10 protein-coding genes are annotated in these 15,006 nt (G+C 71.1%); 5 read left to right on the top strand and 5 right to left on the bottom strand.

Going from position 1 to position 15,006, the window contains the following annotated elements; translation table 11 throughout:
- The first annotated feature begins 32 nt into the window (after positions 1 to 32).
- From Pka01_RS14475 to Pka01_RS14465, 3 genes are all read left to right on the top strand, one after another.
- Positions 33 to 536 (top strand): SigE family RNA polymerase sigma factor, encoded by a 504-nt coding sequence (locus tag Pka01_RS14475; protein ID WP_203883236.1) that lies wholly within the window; start codon positions 33 to 35, stop codon positions 534 to 536.
- A complete protein-coding gene (locus Pka01_RS14470) occupies positions 523 to 1,935 on the top strand; it encodes a hypothetical protein (RefSeq protein ID WP_203883235.1) in 1,413 nt (470 codons plus the stop codon). The genes Pka01_RS14475 and Pka01_RS14470 overlap by 14 nt, the downstream gene beginning before the upstream one ends.
- Before the next feature lie 148 nt (positions 1,936 to 2,083).
- Complete coding sequence (locus Pka01_RS14465; RefSeq protein WP_239114975.1) at positions 2,084 to 3,604, top strand: MDR family MFS transporter; 1,521 nt, start codon at positions 2,084 to 2,086, stop codon at positions 3,602 to 3,604.
- A gap of 22 nt (positions 3,605 to 3,626) precedes the next feature.
- Here the strand turns inward: Pka01_RS14465 and atpB are convergent, their stop codons facing one another.
- Positions 3,627 to 4,418, bottom strand: coding sequence for a F0F1 ATP synthase subunit A (gene atpB / locus Pka01_RS14460; protein ID WP_239114974.1), 792 nt, complete (start codon positions 4,416 to 4,418; stop codon positions 3,627 to 3,629).
- A gap of 175 nt (positions 4,419 to 4,593) precedes the next feature.
- Here atpB and Pka01_RS14455 point away from each other — a divergent pair, with 175 nt between their 5' ends.
- Positions 4,594 to 5,313 carry a TetR/AcrR family transcriptional regulator gene (locus Pka01_RS14455; protein WP_203883234.1) on the top strand — a complete coding sequence of 240 codons (720 nt, stop codon included), beginning with the start codon at positions 4,594 to 4,596 and terminating at the stop codon, positions 5,311 to 5,313.
- A 2-nt stretch (positions 5,314 to 5,315) separates the two neighbouring features.
- Here the strand turns inward: Pka01_RS14455 and Pka01_RS14450 are convergent, their stop codons facing one another.
- The 4 genes from Pka01_RS14450 to Pka01_RS14435 all read right to left on the bottom strand — a co-directional run bounded on the left by Pka01_RS14450 (position 5,316) and on the right by Pka01_RS14435 (position 11,521).
- Positions 5,316 to 6,332: an NAD-dependent epimerase/dehydratase family protein gene (locus Pka01_RS14450; protein WP_203883233.1), complete on the bottom strand. Its 1,017-nt coding sequence runs from the start codon at positions 6,330 to 6,332 to the stop codon at positions 5,316 to 5,318.
- Between the two features lie 85 nt (positions 6,333 to 6,417).
- Positions 6,418 to 8,694 carry a SulP family inorganic anion transporter gene (locus Pka01_RS14445; RefSeq protein ID WP_203883232.1) on the bottom strand — a complete coding sequence of 759 codons (2,277 nt, stop codon included), beginning with the start codon at positions 8,692 to 8,694 and terminating at the stop codon, positions 6,418 to 6,420.
- Positions 8,695 to 8,746: 52 nt separating this feature from the next.
- A complete protein-coding gene (locus Pka01_RS14440) occupies positions 8,747 to 10,795 on the bottom strand; it encodes a hypothetical protein (protein WP_203883231.1) in 2,049 nt (682 codons plus the stop codon).
- A gap of 183 nt (positions 10,796 to 10,978) precedes the next feature.
- Positions 10,979 to 11,521 (bottom strand): YbhB/YbcL family Raf kinase inhibitor-like protein, encoded by a 543-nt coding sequence (locus Pka01_RS14435; protein ID WP_203883230.1) that lies wholly within the window; start codon positions 11,519 to 11,521, stop codon positions 10,979 to 10,981.
- A gap of 187 nt (positions 11,522 to 11,708) precedes the next feature.
- Between Pka01_RS14435 and Pka01_RS14430 the strand changes: the two genes are divergently transcribed.
- Positions 11,709 to 14,996 carry an AfsR/SARP family transcriptional regulator gene (locus Pka01_RS14430; protein ID WP_203883229.1) on the top strand — a complete coding sequence of 1,096 codons (3,288 nt, stop codon included), beginning with the start codon at positions 11,709 to 11,711 and terminating at the stop codon, positions 14,994 to 14,996.
- Positions 14,997 to 15,006 lie beyond the last annotated feature (10 nt).

Raw genomic sequence — 15,006 nt, 5'->3', positions numbered from 1 at the left:
TACGTGAAGGACATGAGTCCCCTGGGAGCACCATGACCCCGCCCGACGCGGGGTTCGCCGAGTTCGTGGCGGCACGGGCCACCGCTCTGTTGCGTACGGCACATCTGACGTGCGGATCCGCGGCCGAGGCGGAGGACGTGCTGCAGAGCGCGCTGGAGCGGGCGTACCGCAACTGGCACCGGCTGCGCGGGGACGCCGATCCCGAACCGTACGTCCGGCGGATCATCGTCAATCTGGCGATCAGCCGGGCTCGGCGCCGTGCCGTTCTGCGGTTCATCCCCGTGCACTCCCCGCCCGACCTGCCCTTCGTTCGGAGGGACATCGAATTGCGGCAGGTTCTGCTCGACGCCCTGCGTGCCCTGCCGCCCCGGCAGCGGGCGGTGGTGGTCCTGCGGTTCTGGGAGGACATGACCGAGGCCCAGACGGCGAAGGTGCTCGGGTGCTCCGTCGGGACGGTCAAGAGCCAGGCATCCAAGGCCTTGGCGCGGCTGCGCGTGCTGGTGGACCGGGAGGTGGTCACGAATGTCGACGCTTGAGGACGAACTGCGCCAGGCCATGACGGAGGAGACCGACTCGCTGCGGGCCGCGCCGGATCTGGTCGACCAGGTCGTACGGCTCTCGCGACACAGGAGGCACCGCCGGCTGAGGCTCGTGGCCACCGTGGCCGCCGTCTTCCTCGTGGCGGGAGCCGTACCGGCATTCGTGGCGTTCCAGCGAGCGGATCGGACGGCGGCCGTGAGACCCGTCGCCACGATCGACGGAGTCGACGTCCGCTATCTGCCCGACGACCTGGGTGAGCCCGAAGCGTTGCCGCTCAAGGAACGTGACCGGCGGGGAACGGTCCGCCTCCAGGGAAAGGCGCTGATGTGGTCTGAGGGAAACCGGTTCGTCCAGGTCTCCGTCTACCGGACCGAGCGCTCAGTCGAGGACGTCCAGGACATCCTTGCCCTGAACATCCTGCCCGGCGCCGATGAGTCGACCCTGAACGACGGGTACGTCAGTTCCCCCGACCGTACCGATCGGATGTGGGTGGCCGAGCCGGGTCTCGTGCTGAGGGTCATGACCTCGGTGTCGCTGAAGGACGACCTGGACAGGATCGCCGCGGGCCTCCGGGTCCAGCCAGAGGTCCCTGACGAGCGGATCACTCACCTGCCGGAGGGCCTCGATCGCGTCGACGGTGTCGAGGTTCGCGGGCTGCCCACGGGGTTCGGGGCACCCGTGGCGTTCGATGTCATCGACCACGAACTGACGGGCAAGGCCGTCCGCTGGTCCCAGGGCGACCGCTCGATCCAGGTGACGGTCTACCGGCCCGGCGAACCGGTGCCCGACCGCACGGCGCTCGGCGCTCTGCTCGCCATCCCCGAAGGGAACACCTGGCTCCGGCGCGGAAGCGGCATGATGTCGGCCGGTCACGACGACCTGGTCTGGGTGGAGCACGAGCATCTGGTGCTGCGGGTGACGACATCCGCCTCGGCCGGGAAGTACCTCGAACAGATCGCGCTCGCTCTCCGGGTGCCGTGGGACCACGATCTCGCGGGCGTACGGCTGGGCTACATGCCCGACGACCTGCGGGACGCCTCCGGCGAGGTACATGGGGTGAACGACGGTCAGGGCCGGTGGTTCAACCGCAACGACGGCGGAAGCCTGTCCGTGGAGGTCGTACGCGGGCCTCGCGCACAGAACCTCCAGAGCCTGCGCCAAGTCAGCTGGCCGACCGACGAACACCTCTTCGACGTGCACGAGACGGCGGTGCGGGGAGTCCCGGCGCTGGAAGGGCGCGTCATGCGGGCGGACAGATCAATGGACAAGGGCCGGATGCTCCTGTGGGTGATCCGGCCCGGCCTGGGCGTACGGATCTGGGCCACGCCCGATCTCACGAAACCGATGATGGCGATCGCCCGCGGTGTCACGCCCGTTCCGCCGGTGAAGGGGTAGCCCCGCCGGCCAGGTCGGGGGACCTGACCTGGCCGCCGGGGAATGCGGAAGGTGCGGCCGGAGTTGGCGCTTGTCGGGACGAGTGCGCCCTCAGGTGGACGAGTCCGTTCGTGATTTCGTGCTCGACCCGCAAGGAGAACCTCCCCACGTGGCAACAACGATCTCGAAGGGCATCGGTCTCCGTTCGGAGCGTGGACCGGTGCTGGCCGCCGTCATGCTCTCCACCGGACTGGTGGCTCTGGACAGCACGATCATCGCGACCGCGGTGCCGTCCATCGTCAGCGACCTCGGCGGTTTCTCCCAGTTCCCCTGGCTCTTCTCGATATATCTGCTGACGCAGGCGGTGACTGTCCCGCTGTACGGCAAGTTCGCCGACATCGCGGGACGCAAGCCGGTGATCCTGCTCGGCATCGCCGCATTCCTCATCGGTTCGGTGTTGTGCGGGTTCGCCTGGAGCATGCCCGCGCTCATCGCGTTCCGCGCCGTCCAGGGCATCGGCGCCGGAGCGGTCCAGCCGATCAGCATGACGATGATCGGTGACCTCTACACGGTCGAGGAGCGGGCCCGCGTGCAGGGCTACGTCGCCAGCGTCTGGGGCGTCGCCTCGGTCCTCGGGCCGACCCTCGGCGGCGTGTTCTCCGAGTACGTGTCGTGGCGGTGGATCTTCTTCATCAACCTGCCCCTCGGCGCCGTCGCGATGTGGATGATCGCCCGGCGCTTCAAGGAGAAAGTGACACCGGGTTCGCACCGCATCGACTACACGGGGGCGTCCCTGCTCATCGCGGGATCGTCCCTCCTCATCCTCGGCCTGCTCGAAGGCGGGGTCGCGTGGGGCTGGACCTCGGTGCCCAGCGTGGTCATCTTCGTGGTGGGCGTCGTCCTGCTGGTGGCGTTCGTGCTGGTCGAACGGAAAGCGGCCGAGCCGGTCCTGCCGCTGTGGGTCTTCCGCAACCGCACGCTCACGGGTGGCAATCTCGTCGCGGTGGGCGTCGGCGCGCTCCTGATCGGGCTGAGCTCCTACATCCCGACCTATGTGCAGGGGGTGCTCGGCACCGGGGCACTGGTGGCGGGCTTCGCGCTGGCCGCGCTCACCATCGGGTGGCCCATCGCCGCCGCCCTGTCGGGACGCGTCTACATGCGCATCGGCTTCAGGGACACGGCGCTCGTCGGCAGCCTGCTCATCGTGGCCGGTGCCGTCCTGTGCGGGCTGCTCGCGCAGAACGCCATGGTGTGGCAGGTGGCCGTGGCGTGCTTCATCGTCGGGGCGGGCCTCGGCCTGTCGTCCAGCCCGACCGTCGTCGCCGTCCAGTCGGTCGTCGGCTGGGAAAGGCGCGGCGTGGTGACCGCGACCAACATGTTCTGCCGCTCCATCGGCAGCGCGGTGGGGGCGGCCGTGCTGGGGGCCGTCTCCAACGCGACGCTGGCCGACCGGTTCGCCCACCCTCCGGCCGGTGTCGCCGGTCACCTCCCGAAGAGCGTCGACGCCACCAGCCTGGTGCTCGGAGGGCAGGGCTCGGCGGTCCGCGACTCCGCCGTGGGCGCGTTCGTCCGCCGGGCGCTCTACGACGCGGCACACCACACGTTCCTCGCGCTCATCGTGGTCGCCGTGCTCAGCGTGGGCGCGCTGCTGCTGATGCCCCGGCGCACCGAGCAGCTCACCTTCGACTGACCGGCGGCCTCGCCCGGGGGAGTCAGTGCTCCGGGTGCAGGGAGCCGCCGATGAACATGGCGGCGAGCATGGTGAACAGGAACGCCTGGAGGAACTGGATGAAGATCTCCAGGCCCGTCATCGCGACGGCGGTCACCACGCTGAGGATGCCGACGGTCGCGCCCGGCAGGGTCGGATGCGCGATCAGGAACCAGAAGCCGGCCGCGCTGAAGAACGCCAGCAGCAGGTGCCCCGCGAACATGTTGGCGAACAGCCGTACGGCATGGGTGAACGGCGCGGTGACGAAGTTGTAGAGCAGTTCGAGCGGGGCGAACAGGACGATGGCGAGGGGCTTCGGCAGGCCGGGCGGGAACATCATGTTCTTGAAGTAGCCGCCGAGCCCCTGGTGCCTGATGCCCAGGTAGATCTTCAGCACGTAGACCACCAGAGCGAAGATCACCGGGAACTCGATGTGCGAGTTCACCGGGAACTGCAGGACGGGGACGACCCCCATGAAGTTCCAGACGAGGATCAGCGCGAACAGGCTCAGCAGCAGCGGCATCCAGCGTTCGGCGTCCCTGCCCAGGAACGGCCGGGCCACCTGGTCGCGCACGAACTCGTAGACGTACTCGCCGGCGTTCTGCATGCCGCGCGGCACCAGCTTCGGAGAGGCGAACGCGGCCCACGCGAGCGCGCACACCAGGATCACACCGGCCGCCGCCATGACGACGGGCTTGTTCAGCCAGTGCGGTGCGCCGTCCCAGAGCGGCGGGAAGTCGAAGATGCCGATTCCCGGAGCCTCGAACTCGTCCACGGCGACAAGCGACACGCCCACTGACCGGGTCCCCTCGTGTGACCACAATACCGAGTACGACGTACTCGGTTTATGAATGCGAGACTACTTACTGGATACGTCGTACGCAATATCTGGCCGGTGACACTGTCGAGGTCTCATCAGGCCGCGGAGGTGTGGTAGCAGTTCAGACCAGGCAGAGCGGGAGACGGTGAGGATGACGAGTCGGGAGAACCTCTGGATGCGGCCGGAGCGTCCCGCCAGGGGACCGCGGCCGGCGTTCAGCCGCGCGCAGCTGACGGAGGCGGCCATCCGGATCGCCGACGCCGAAGGGCTGGCCGCGATCTCCATGCGCCGGCTAGCGACCGAGATCGGGGCCGGGACGATGTCCCTCTACCGATACGTCTCGGGCAAGGACGACGTCATCGAGCTGATGATCGACGCCGTCGTGGCGGACTACACCCCGCCTGACCTCGACCTGTCCGGAGACTGGCGGGCCGACCTGCGCGGGCTGGCCGGCCGGGTCCGCGAGGTCATCCTCCGCCACCCGTGGATCGCCCCGTTGTCGGGCACCCGGCAGCAGCCGAGCCCGAACCGGGTACGGATGCTCGACACGGCCCTGCGCATGGTCGACGGTCTCGGCCTGAGCTTCAACGAGATGCTGACGGTCATCGGCACGGTCTTCGCCTACGTCAACGGATTCGTGGAGAGCGAGCTGGCCGAGGCCGAGGCGTTGCGCCGTACGGGCCTCGACCTGATGGAGTGGATGACTCTGCAGGTCCCCTACCTGCAGTCCGTGGTCGCGAGCGGGCGCTTTCCCATGGTCGCGAGGATGCTGACGGAGGGCGGGCAGGACTATGTCGACGTGGGGGACCGGTTCGCCTACGGGCTCGACCGCCTCCTGGACGGCATCGCCGCCCGCCTGCCGTCAGCCTGAGCTCAGGCGCGCGCGTCCCAGTCGGCCAGGATGCGGGCCTCCTTCCCCGGGTCGATGCCGTGCCGCAACATCCGGTTGCCGAAGCTGCGCTCGTCCTCGGGGACGTCCTTCAGCCAGGCCCAGGTGTCCCTGACGGTCTCGGTGATGGGACGGCACGTCAATCCCGCAGCCAGCGCCTTGGCCGACGAGTGCGTCCAGCCGCCCTCGGTCTCCGGGCCCTGGGCCAGCCACAGGGGAAGCTCGGTCCACTGCCCCACCTCGTGGTCGAGCAGGAACCGGTCGTCCGCCCACACCAGTTCGGCGCCGGAGCCGGTGACCTCCACGCAGTCGGTCAGCCAGCTGCCGAAGGTGGCGTTCGCGGGGACGCCGCCGGTGAGGTAACGGCCCGTGGTGCCCTTCTCCGACTGGGCGACGGTGAAGGCCGCGATGTCCCTGGCGTCGATGAGCTGGATGGGCAGGTCGGGATCGCCCGGCGCGAGAACCCGGCCGCCCTTGGAGATCCGGGTGAGCCACCACGGCAGGCGGCCCACGTTCTCGTACGGCCCGATGATCAGGCCGGGGTTGACGATGAGGGAGGGTCCGTCGAAGTATCCCTCGACCGCCCGTTCGCAGCCCGCCTTCAGCACGCCGTACTCGCCGAAGTCGGCGTCGGCGTCGGGCGGGCACTCGTGCCGCGGGAAGGTCTCGTCCACGCCGTGCTTCGCCGGGAAGTCCGGATAGGCCGAGATGGTGGAGATGAACGTGTAGTGGCCGGCGTGCCCGGACAGCCGCCGTACCGCTTCGAGGACGTGGGCGGGCGTGTACCCGCAGACGTCGATGACGACGTCCCACTCCCGCCCGTCCACCAGCCGATCGAGGTCCGCTGGGACCTCCCGGTCGCCGTGCACGGCCCGCACGCCCGGCAGGCCGGGCCCGCTCACGCCCCGGTTGAACGTCGTGACCTCGTGTCCCTGGGCCAGGGCCGCCGCCACGATCGCACGGCCCAGGAACACCGAACCACCGATGATCAGAACTCTCATGAGCCCATCCTTCGCGAGACCGGACGACCGTGTCGCCGTGTTTTCACGATCAGCGGACGGGCTCAGCTGAGAGCGGACGGGTGGCTCAGCCGCGGCGCAGTTCCGGAACCGCGGAGAAGTGCTCCCGGTCCAGCACGTGGACCCGGGCCGCCGCGATGTCGAAATAGAGGCCGGTGAGCTCCAGGTTTCCCGCCCGCACCAGCTCGTTCACGAGAGGGTGGGTCTCCAGGTTGTCCAGCTGCTGGATCACGTTGACCCGGCACAGGCGGTCAAGCGGGCCGGCGTCGTCGTCCTCCCCGGGGAAGGCGGCGAACCTGGCCAGACTCCGGTGCCCGTGCTTGAGCCAGCTGCGCAGCGCGGGCAACTCGGGCGCTTCGCTCATGAGGGCGGACATCGCGCCGCAGCCCGAATGGCCGCACACCGTGATCGTCCGCACCTGAAGCACCTTCAGGGCGTACTCGATGGCCGCACAGACCGAGTCGTCGGGCGGGCCGCTCGAGCCGCTCGAGCCGCGTGGCACGAGGTTGCCGATGTTGCGCACCGTGAACAGGTCCCCCGGACCGCTCGCGGTGATGATGTTGGGCACGATCCGCGAGTCGGCGCACGTGATGAACAGGTGGGAGGGGGTCTGCCCGCCGGCCATCCTGTGCAGGAGCGGCCTGACCAGCGGCGCGGTCCTGCGGTGGAACTCCCGCGTCCCCTGCAGCAGGTCCGGCACGGCCTGCGCCCCGTCCGCCGCGTGCTCGCCGTCGGGGCCGTTCTCGCACACCTCGTCGTAGGCGCACGGGCTGTCGGCCTGACGTACGGGATCGACGACGTGGCGACGGTAGGCCCAGGGCAGCCAGAAGCGCTCGTGCTTCGGCGGTGTCCTGGCCGGCAGCATGCGGGCGCCGCTGACGGCAGCGGCGTACCACTCGCCGTGCATCTCGTCGATGTCGATCGTGCCGCCGCCGCGCTCGTGCTCCTGCCGCCAGGCGTGCAACGTCTCGAAGCCCGCGTGGTCCATGAAGTCGAGGTTCAGGTCGAGCTCCACCGCCGAACCCGGCGGGATCTTCGCGAGGGCCTCGGCCAGGCGGGGCACGCCGAGGAAGGTGAGAGATCCGGTGACGACGACGCGCCAGCGGTCGCCCGCCTGCCGTGCCACCACGGAGATCCAGGCGAGGCGCCGCAGGGCGAGCAGCGCGGCCAGCCCGAGGCCGAGCGCGACGCCCTCCGCGAGGCCGACGACCACGACGCCGCCCATGGTGACGAAGTAGATGGGCATCTCGCGGTGGCTGCGCAGGTTGCGGACATGCCCGAGGTTGACCATCTGCACGCCGATGAACAGCAGCAGCGCCGCCAGGGCCTCGAGCGGGATAAGGGCGATCATCCACGCGAATCCGGCGGTGAACAGCAGCACCCACACGCCGTGCAGGACGGTGGACCAGCGGCTGCGCGCCCCCGCCCTGGCGTTGGCCGTGGTGCGCACGACCACGCCGGACACCGGCAGGCCGCCGAGGGCGCCCGACACCACGTTGGCGACGCCCTGCGCCGCGAGCTCCCGGTCGAGGTCGGCACGCGGGCCGTCGTGCTGCCGGTTGGAGGCCACGCAGGTGAGGAGCGACTCGACGCCCGCGAGGAGGGCGACGAGCATGACGGCGCCGGCGATGGCGTGCCAGTCGCCCTGCGGCAGTATCGGGGACTCCAGGGAGGAGAAGCCGCCGGACAGGTCGACCCGTGTCAGGTCCCAGCCGAGCACCGCGGCCGTCAGGGCGGCGATGACCAGTGCGGCGAGCGGCGCGGGCACCACACTGAGCCGGGGCACCCGGGACCAGACGAGCAGCACCCCGATCGTCAGGAGGCCGACCAGGACGGCGTGGCTGTGGTTGTTCACGATCTGCGACGGCAGTTCGATGATGTTCTCGAACGCGGAGGTCTGGGATTGGCCGCCCAGCACGATGTGCAGCTGGGACAGTGCGATCACCACGCCGACCCCGGCGAGCATGCCGTGTACGACGGCGGGGGAGACGCCCAGCGCCGCCTTCGCCACCCGGAACGCGCCCAGGAGCAGCTGGAGCAGACCGGCGAGGAGCGTGATCATGCAGGTGGCCCGCCAGCCGTAGGTGTGGACCAGCTGAGCGACGACGAGCGACAGACCGGCCGCCGGTCCGCTGACCTGGACGACCGATCCGCCCAGCGCTCCGGCGACCACACCGCCCACGACGGCCGCCACGAGACCGGCTGCTATCGGGGCTCCGGAGGCGACGGCGATGCCCATTGACAGGGGCACCGCCACGAGGAAGACCACGAGAGAAGCCGGCACATCGTGCTGGAGTACCGACCTCCAATAGCGCTTTGAAATTGCCTGACTACTCTGTGTCATGGGGCGACCCTATGACAGGGGTCGCCCGCAGCTCAGGCAAGCCGGCGGAAAATCACCGGTAATAGTCGGGATAGTCAGGCTCGGAGTCAGGCTGACGGTGGCTGCCCCTGCGCGAACTCGTCGACTGCTGGGCGGTTCCGTAGAGCTCGTCGTAGGACGGCCAGCTGCCGCCCGCGTTCTGCTGCTCCGGCTCCGGCCACGACTGCGGGCCGTTGCCGCCGGGCTGCCCCTGCTGCTGGTCGTAGCCGTAAGGGCTCTGACCGGAGGGCACGTCGTACCCCGCCGACTCGTACGGCGACACCGTGTGCCCCGGGCCCGTGGGGGCGCCCGTGGGCCCGGCCGCGGAGTCGGCGTCTTCGATCGTCGCCCACCCCGCGCTCACCTCGTAGGAGGAGGTCCCGGTGGAGTATCCCGGGTCGTTCTGATACGAGGAGTAGCCGTCGTAGCCCGGCTGCTGGGCGGCCGGTTGCTGGTAGCTCTCGACGCTGGGCCAGGTCGTGTTGCTGCCCCCGCCGCGCGCCGGCTCGGGGTCGTCGAAGATGTCGCGAACACCGGACCAGGACGGCGAGGCGGCCGGGGTCGCAGGCCAGGAGGTCTCGCTCGGGGCGGGAGGCGCCGGGGTGGGCGGGATCGGGGTGACGGGCGGCACGGTCGGCGGCACCGTGTAGGACGGGCCCGTGTCCGCGGTCGTGAACAGGCCGCTGGAACCGGGGGGCAGGTCGTAGGAGTCGTTGCTCTGGGGTGCCTCGTACGCCGTCCAGCTGTCGAAGGATCCCGTGCCGGGCGCGGACGGGGTGGCCGAGGTCAGCGGATCGGGGGCGGGGGTCCCGGGCGCGGGGGCCGGAGCGAGCGTTTCGAACGGCCCTGTGCCGGTGGTGTACAACCCGGGCGCGGGAGCCGGGCCGAAGGAACCCGTGCCGGTGTTGTAGGACCCGGGGGCAGGCGCGTCGAACGAGCCGGTGCCGGTGGGGTACGGCCCTGTGGCGGGATTCGTTTCGAACGAGCCTGTGCCGGTGCCGTACGACCCGGCGGCGGGAGCCTGCGAGGACGTCGCGTCGAAGCCGCCGGCCAGCGGCCCGGTGCCGAGGGGGGCCTCGAAGGACCCGCCGGCGCGACCGGCGCCCGTGTCGGCGGAGCTCGCCGCGGAACGGCGGGCGGACCGCGAGGACCTGCCGGACCTGCCGGACCGGGACGAGGCCGAACCCGACGGACGGGACGGCGGGGTGAAGGCGTCGCCCGCGGGGGCCGTGCCGAACGATCCGGTCGCGGGGCTCGCGTCGAAAGACGCCGCCGAAGGTGCCGTGCTGAACGATCCGGTGGCGGGGCTCGCGTCGAACGAGGCCGCGGAGGGGATCGCGTCGAACGACCCGGTCGACGGGCTCGCGTCGAAAGCGTCCCCGGAGGGGGAGGACTGTGAGCGGCCGGACGCGGGCGTTCCGAGCCCGCCGAGGACATCGGGGGTCGGCGCGGAGAACGCCACGGTCTTCTGCTCGGCGGCGGCCGAGGCGGGAGTTGCCCGCTTGCGGCCGCTCGGACGGTCGGACGCGGCGCGCAGCGGAAGCGGAGCCTGAACGGTGACGGCGTCGGGGTCGGTGGCCCGGGACGGGGTCGCCGCCTGCGCGTTGGCCGGGGCGTCGCCCGCCGGCCTGCCCGCGGGACGAGGGGTCGCCGGCCGGGCACCGGGGCCGCTGAAGCCGCCGTCGTCGGCGCGCACGCGACTCCAGTAGTCGTCGTCGTAGTCGTCCGACTCGCCCCATTCGTCGACACCGCGACGGCCGCGCGGAGCGGCGGGCTGCTTGCCCCCGCTGCGCTGCGCGGGACGCGCCGCCTGCCGGCCTCCGGGCTTGGCCGCGGGGCGCGGCTTGGCCGCGGTCTTCTCCTTGTCGGAGTTCTCCTCGAAGGCGTCGAAGCCCTGGGGGAAGCTCTCGAAGAACGTCTCTTCAGCAGGACGGCGAGGCTTGGGGCCCTTGTTCTCCGCCATCGCCTTCAACCGCTCGGAAGATAGGGCGCTCTCCCTGCGGTTCATCGAGCGCATGCCCAGAGCCACGACGACGAGCACCAAGAGCACGACGGCGACGAGGCCCATAATGACCGCAGTCATAACACCACCTTCAAGGCCATGGCCTGCCTGCGGCGCCGGTGAGATCGCGCGGCCATCGACGCGACCTGCCCCCTTTGACCACCTGCGCTCAGCAATTGGATCCGATTCTGCTTGACCACAATGACCGTTGTCACACCCTAGGCGAAGATTGGTGTAGCACGACTACCTCCGGCGTTCAGCATGTCACTCGATGTCGTCCGCCGTGAGGCGTCCGCGAGCGATGGTGTGATCGGCGATGTGCTCCAGCGTCTCAGCCAGGGGCGCTCCCTGCTTGAGATCGAGCTTCGCGTCCAGCGCGTAGACAGTGAAACGGTAACTGCCGTCGGTCTGGCACGGAGGCGTATACCCGACTTTGCCGTTCGACGCCTGACCCTGCCTCGCCCCTCTCGGGACGCCGTTCTCGGCCAGCTCGGTGGTGTTCGGGTCGATGTTGAACACCACCCAGTTCACCGCGCTGCTCCTCGCACTGCTGTCGTCGACGACTATGGCAACCGACTTCGCGCCCGACGTGCCCGACCAGCGGAGGGGAGGATTTCCCAGCCCGCCGTCGCAGGAGTAGCCGTGCGGCAGGGGCGCCCCGTCACGGAAGCGCGGGCTCGACACGCTGATCACGTCGAGGTTCCTGGGCGATCCGCCGCCCAGGATCCCGCAGCCGGACGCCGCGAGCGCCACCGCCGTGATGACGACGGCGCATCGTGCGCCCGTGGACTTCGTCGGCGACCCCATGCCCGATGATGCTACGCGGATCGGAATGGTGCGCCGACCGAATCGGGCTGATCCGTGCCGCTGTCCCGCCGGGCGTACCGCTCTCACCTGGTGCGTCCTGTCTCTGATTCGTCCCATTCCAACCATCTGGTCCCGCTAGAGGGTACTGACTGCGCGGGGATGTGGCGTTTTCGGCGACAATCGAGGCATGCAGGGGGTGACGCTGGAGACCGGCGTGAGCTTCGCCGTCCTCGGGCCTCTCGAGGTACGCGAGGACGGCCGCCTGATCGAGATCGGCGGGCAGCGGCTGCGCGCCCTGCTCACCCTCCTGCTCCTCGACACCGGCCGCACCGTTCCCACCGACGCCCTGGTCGCCGGAGTGTGGGACGACCGCCCGCCGAACGGCGTGGGCAACGCGCTGCAGGCACTGGTGTCCCGGCTCCGGGCGACGATCGACCGGGCACTCGTGGTGGCGGACCCGTCCGGTTATCGCCTTCTGGTCCCGCCCGACCAGGTCGACGTCCACCGCTTCACCCGGCTGGCCCGCGAGGGAGGCCGGGCACTGGAGACGGGCGATCCCGGCCTGGCCGTACGTGCGCTCACCGAGGCTCTGCGCCTGTGGCGCGGCGCGCCGCTCACCGACCTGCCCGCCGGCGGGGTCGAGGTGGCCCGCCTCGAGGAGATCAGGGTCGCGGCGACCGAGGACAGGATCGACGCCGAGCTCAGGCTGGGACGGCACCCCGAGGCCGTGTCCGAGCTGTCCCGGCTCATCGCCGCCCACCCGCTGCGCGAGCGGTTGCGCGGGCTGCTGATGCGCGCGCTCTACGGTTCCGGCAGGCAGGTGGAGGCGCTGGCCGCCTACGAGGACGCCCGCGCCGCGTTCGCGGAACGGCTCGGCGCCGACCCCTCGCCCGCGCTGGCGGAGCTGCACCTGTCCATCCTGCGAGGCTCCGCTCTGCCCGGTGACCACGTGGCGCTGCCCGGTGACGGCTTCGCTCTGGCCGGTGACCGCGCGGGACTGCCCGGTGACGGCTCCGAGGTCCGCGGCATCGAGGGTCCGGGCCAGGTCCCGCCGCCCCCGCACGAGCCGGGCCGGCCGTTCGCCGCACCGTCGCCACCCGCGCGGAAGGGCAACCTGCGCGCCCGGCTGACCAGCTTCGTCGGGAGAGAGGGCGACGTCGAGCAGGCGGGGGAGCTGCTGGCCCGCAACCGCCTCGTCACGCTCCTCGGACCCGGCGGCGCGGGGAAGACCAGGCTCGCGGTCGAGTCCGCCGAGGCGTTCGCGCCCTACGCCCCGGACGGCGTGTGGCTCGTGGAGCTGGCGTCCGTGGCCGACCCGGCCCAGGTGCCGCGCGCGTTCCTGGCCGCGCTCGGTCTCCGGGACATGGGGCTCATGCCGGTGCGCTCGTCGGCCGGACCGGCGACGGACTCCGACGCGACCGACCGCCTGGTGACGGCGCTGGCGGGACGCTCACTGCTGATCGTGCTGGACAACTGCGAGCATCTCGTGCACGCCGCGGCGATCCTGGCGGACCGGCTGCTCGCCGACTGCCCCGGCGTCCGGATCCTGGTCACGAGCCGCGAGCCGCTCGGCATCACCGGTGAGGTGCTCTGGCCGGTCCAGCCGCTCGGTCTCGACCACGCCGTACGGCTGTTCGCCGACCGCGCGGCGGCGGCCCGGCCCGGCTACCGCGCGCAGGACGACCGGCTCGCGGTCGAGCGCATCTGCCGCGGGCTCGACGGCATGCCCCTGGCGATCGAGCTGGCGGCCGCCCGGCTGCGGACCCTGTCCGCCGAGCGGATCGCCGACCGGCTCAGCGACCGGTTCCGCCTGCTGACCAGCGGGAGCCGTACGGCCATGCCCCGGCACCAGACCCTGCGCGCGGTCGTCGAGTGGAGCTGGGACCTGCTCGACGACGAGGAGCGCACGCTCGCGGCGCGTCTTTCCGTCTTCGCGGGAGGCGGCACGCTGGAGAGCGCGGAGGAGGTCTGCCGCGGAGACCTTGACGTGCTCGGCCGCCTCGTCGACAAGTCGCTGGTGGTGTTCGACGGCGGCCGCTACGGCATGCTCGAAACGGTCCGCGCCTACGCGGCGGACCGGCTGGCGGAGACGGGTCACGAGCGCGAGATCCGGATGGCGCACGCCAGGTTCTTCGCCGAGATGGCCGAGACCGCCGACCCGCATCTTCGCCGGGCCGAGCAGGTCGAGTGGCTGCCCCGGCTGTGGGCCGAGCACGACAACCTGACATCTGCCCTGCTGTGGGCCACCGAACAGGGCGAGGCCGACGTCGCGCTGACGCTGGTCGGCAACCTCGGCTGGTACTGGTGGCTGGTGGGGCAGCGGCGGGAGGGCGCGCAGCGCGCCGAGGAGGTCCTGCGCATGGTGGCGGGGCCGGATTCCGGAGGCGACCCGGTGAAGGTCGCGCTCGCCCACGCGGTGCTCGGCCTCACCTGGGCCGCGGCGGACCTCCAGTGGGACAGGGCGAAGGAGAGTCTGAAGACGGCCATCAGGCTCCTGCGCGACCATCCGGCCCCGGTCTCGCAGCATCCGATGGCGGCGATGGCCGCGCCCATCCTGGCGCTCCTGCTCAGCTCCGACTTCGAGGCCAACGCCCGGCTGGAGGACCTGTTCGGCCATCCGGATCCGTGGGTGGTCGCCGCCGCCTACATGTTCCGCGGCAACATGGCGTTCAACTCGGGCCGGGTCGCGGAAGGGGAGGCCGACCTGCGGGCCTCCCTCGAACTGTTCAGAGAGGTCGGCGACCGGTGGGGGATGGGCAACGCGCTCGCGTCGCTCGCGGAGGCGGGCACGATGCGCGGCAGCGACGAGGCCATCGAGATCCTGCGGGAGGCCATCGCGCTCGTCGACGAGGTCGGGGCCGTGGAGGACACGCCGTACATCCGGACGCGCCTGGCGATCGCCCTCAACGTCGCGGGTGACCGCGCCGCCGCGGACGCGGTGCTGCGGGAGGCCATGCGCATCTGCGACGACAACGCCGACCTCATGGGGAAGGCAGGCGTGGAGCACGTCCGCGGCGACTTCGCCAGGGAGGCGGGAGAATTCGACGCCGCCCGCGAGTGCTACCACGAGGCGATGCGGCTGCTGGGCGGGCCGGAGATGTCGTCGGCCCGGCAGTTCCAGGCGACGCTGAGCGCGTCGCTCGGAATGCTGGCCGCACAGGAGGGCGACCTCAGAAGGGCGCGCCGCCTCCACGGAGAGGCGCTGACCCTCGCGGTCGAGGCACAGGACGGCCCGGTGGTCGCCCATGTGATCGTCGCGTACGCCTGTCTCGCCGCCATCGAAGGCGATCACGAGAGGGCGGCGGTGCTTCTCGGCGGGGCGACCGCCGTCCGGGGGATCGTGGACGTCGTCGGATTCGACCACGTCCGCGCCACCGAGACGGCCAAGGCCGCGCTCGGCGGGGAGGAGTTCTCCCGGTGCTACGAGCGCGGCCGGGCGATGACCCGGGAACAGGTCGTCGCCTTCGCGGGCTGACGCCGGCGCC

It is taken from the genome of Planotetraspora kaengkrachanensis, from assembly GCF_016862895.1.
GTDB lineage: Bacteria > Actinomycetota > Actinomycetes > Streptosporangiales > Streptosporangiaceae > Planotetraspora > Planotetraspora kaengkrachanensis.
Note: the sequence above shows the minus strand (reverse complement) of the source record. Positions and strands in the feature narration are given on the sequence as shown.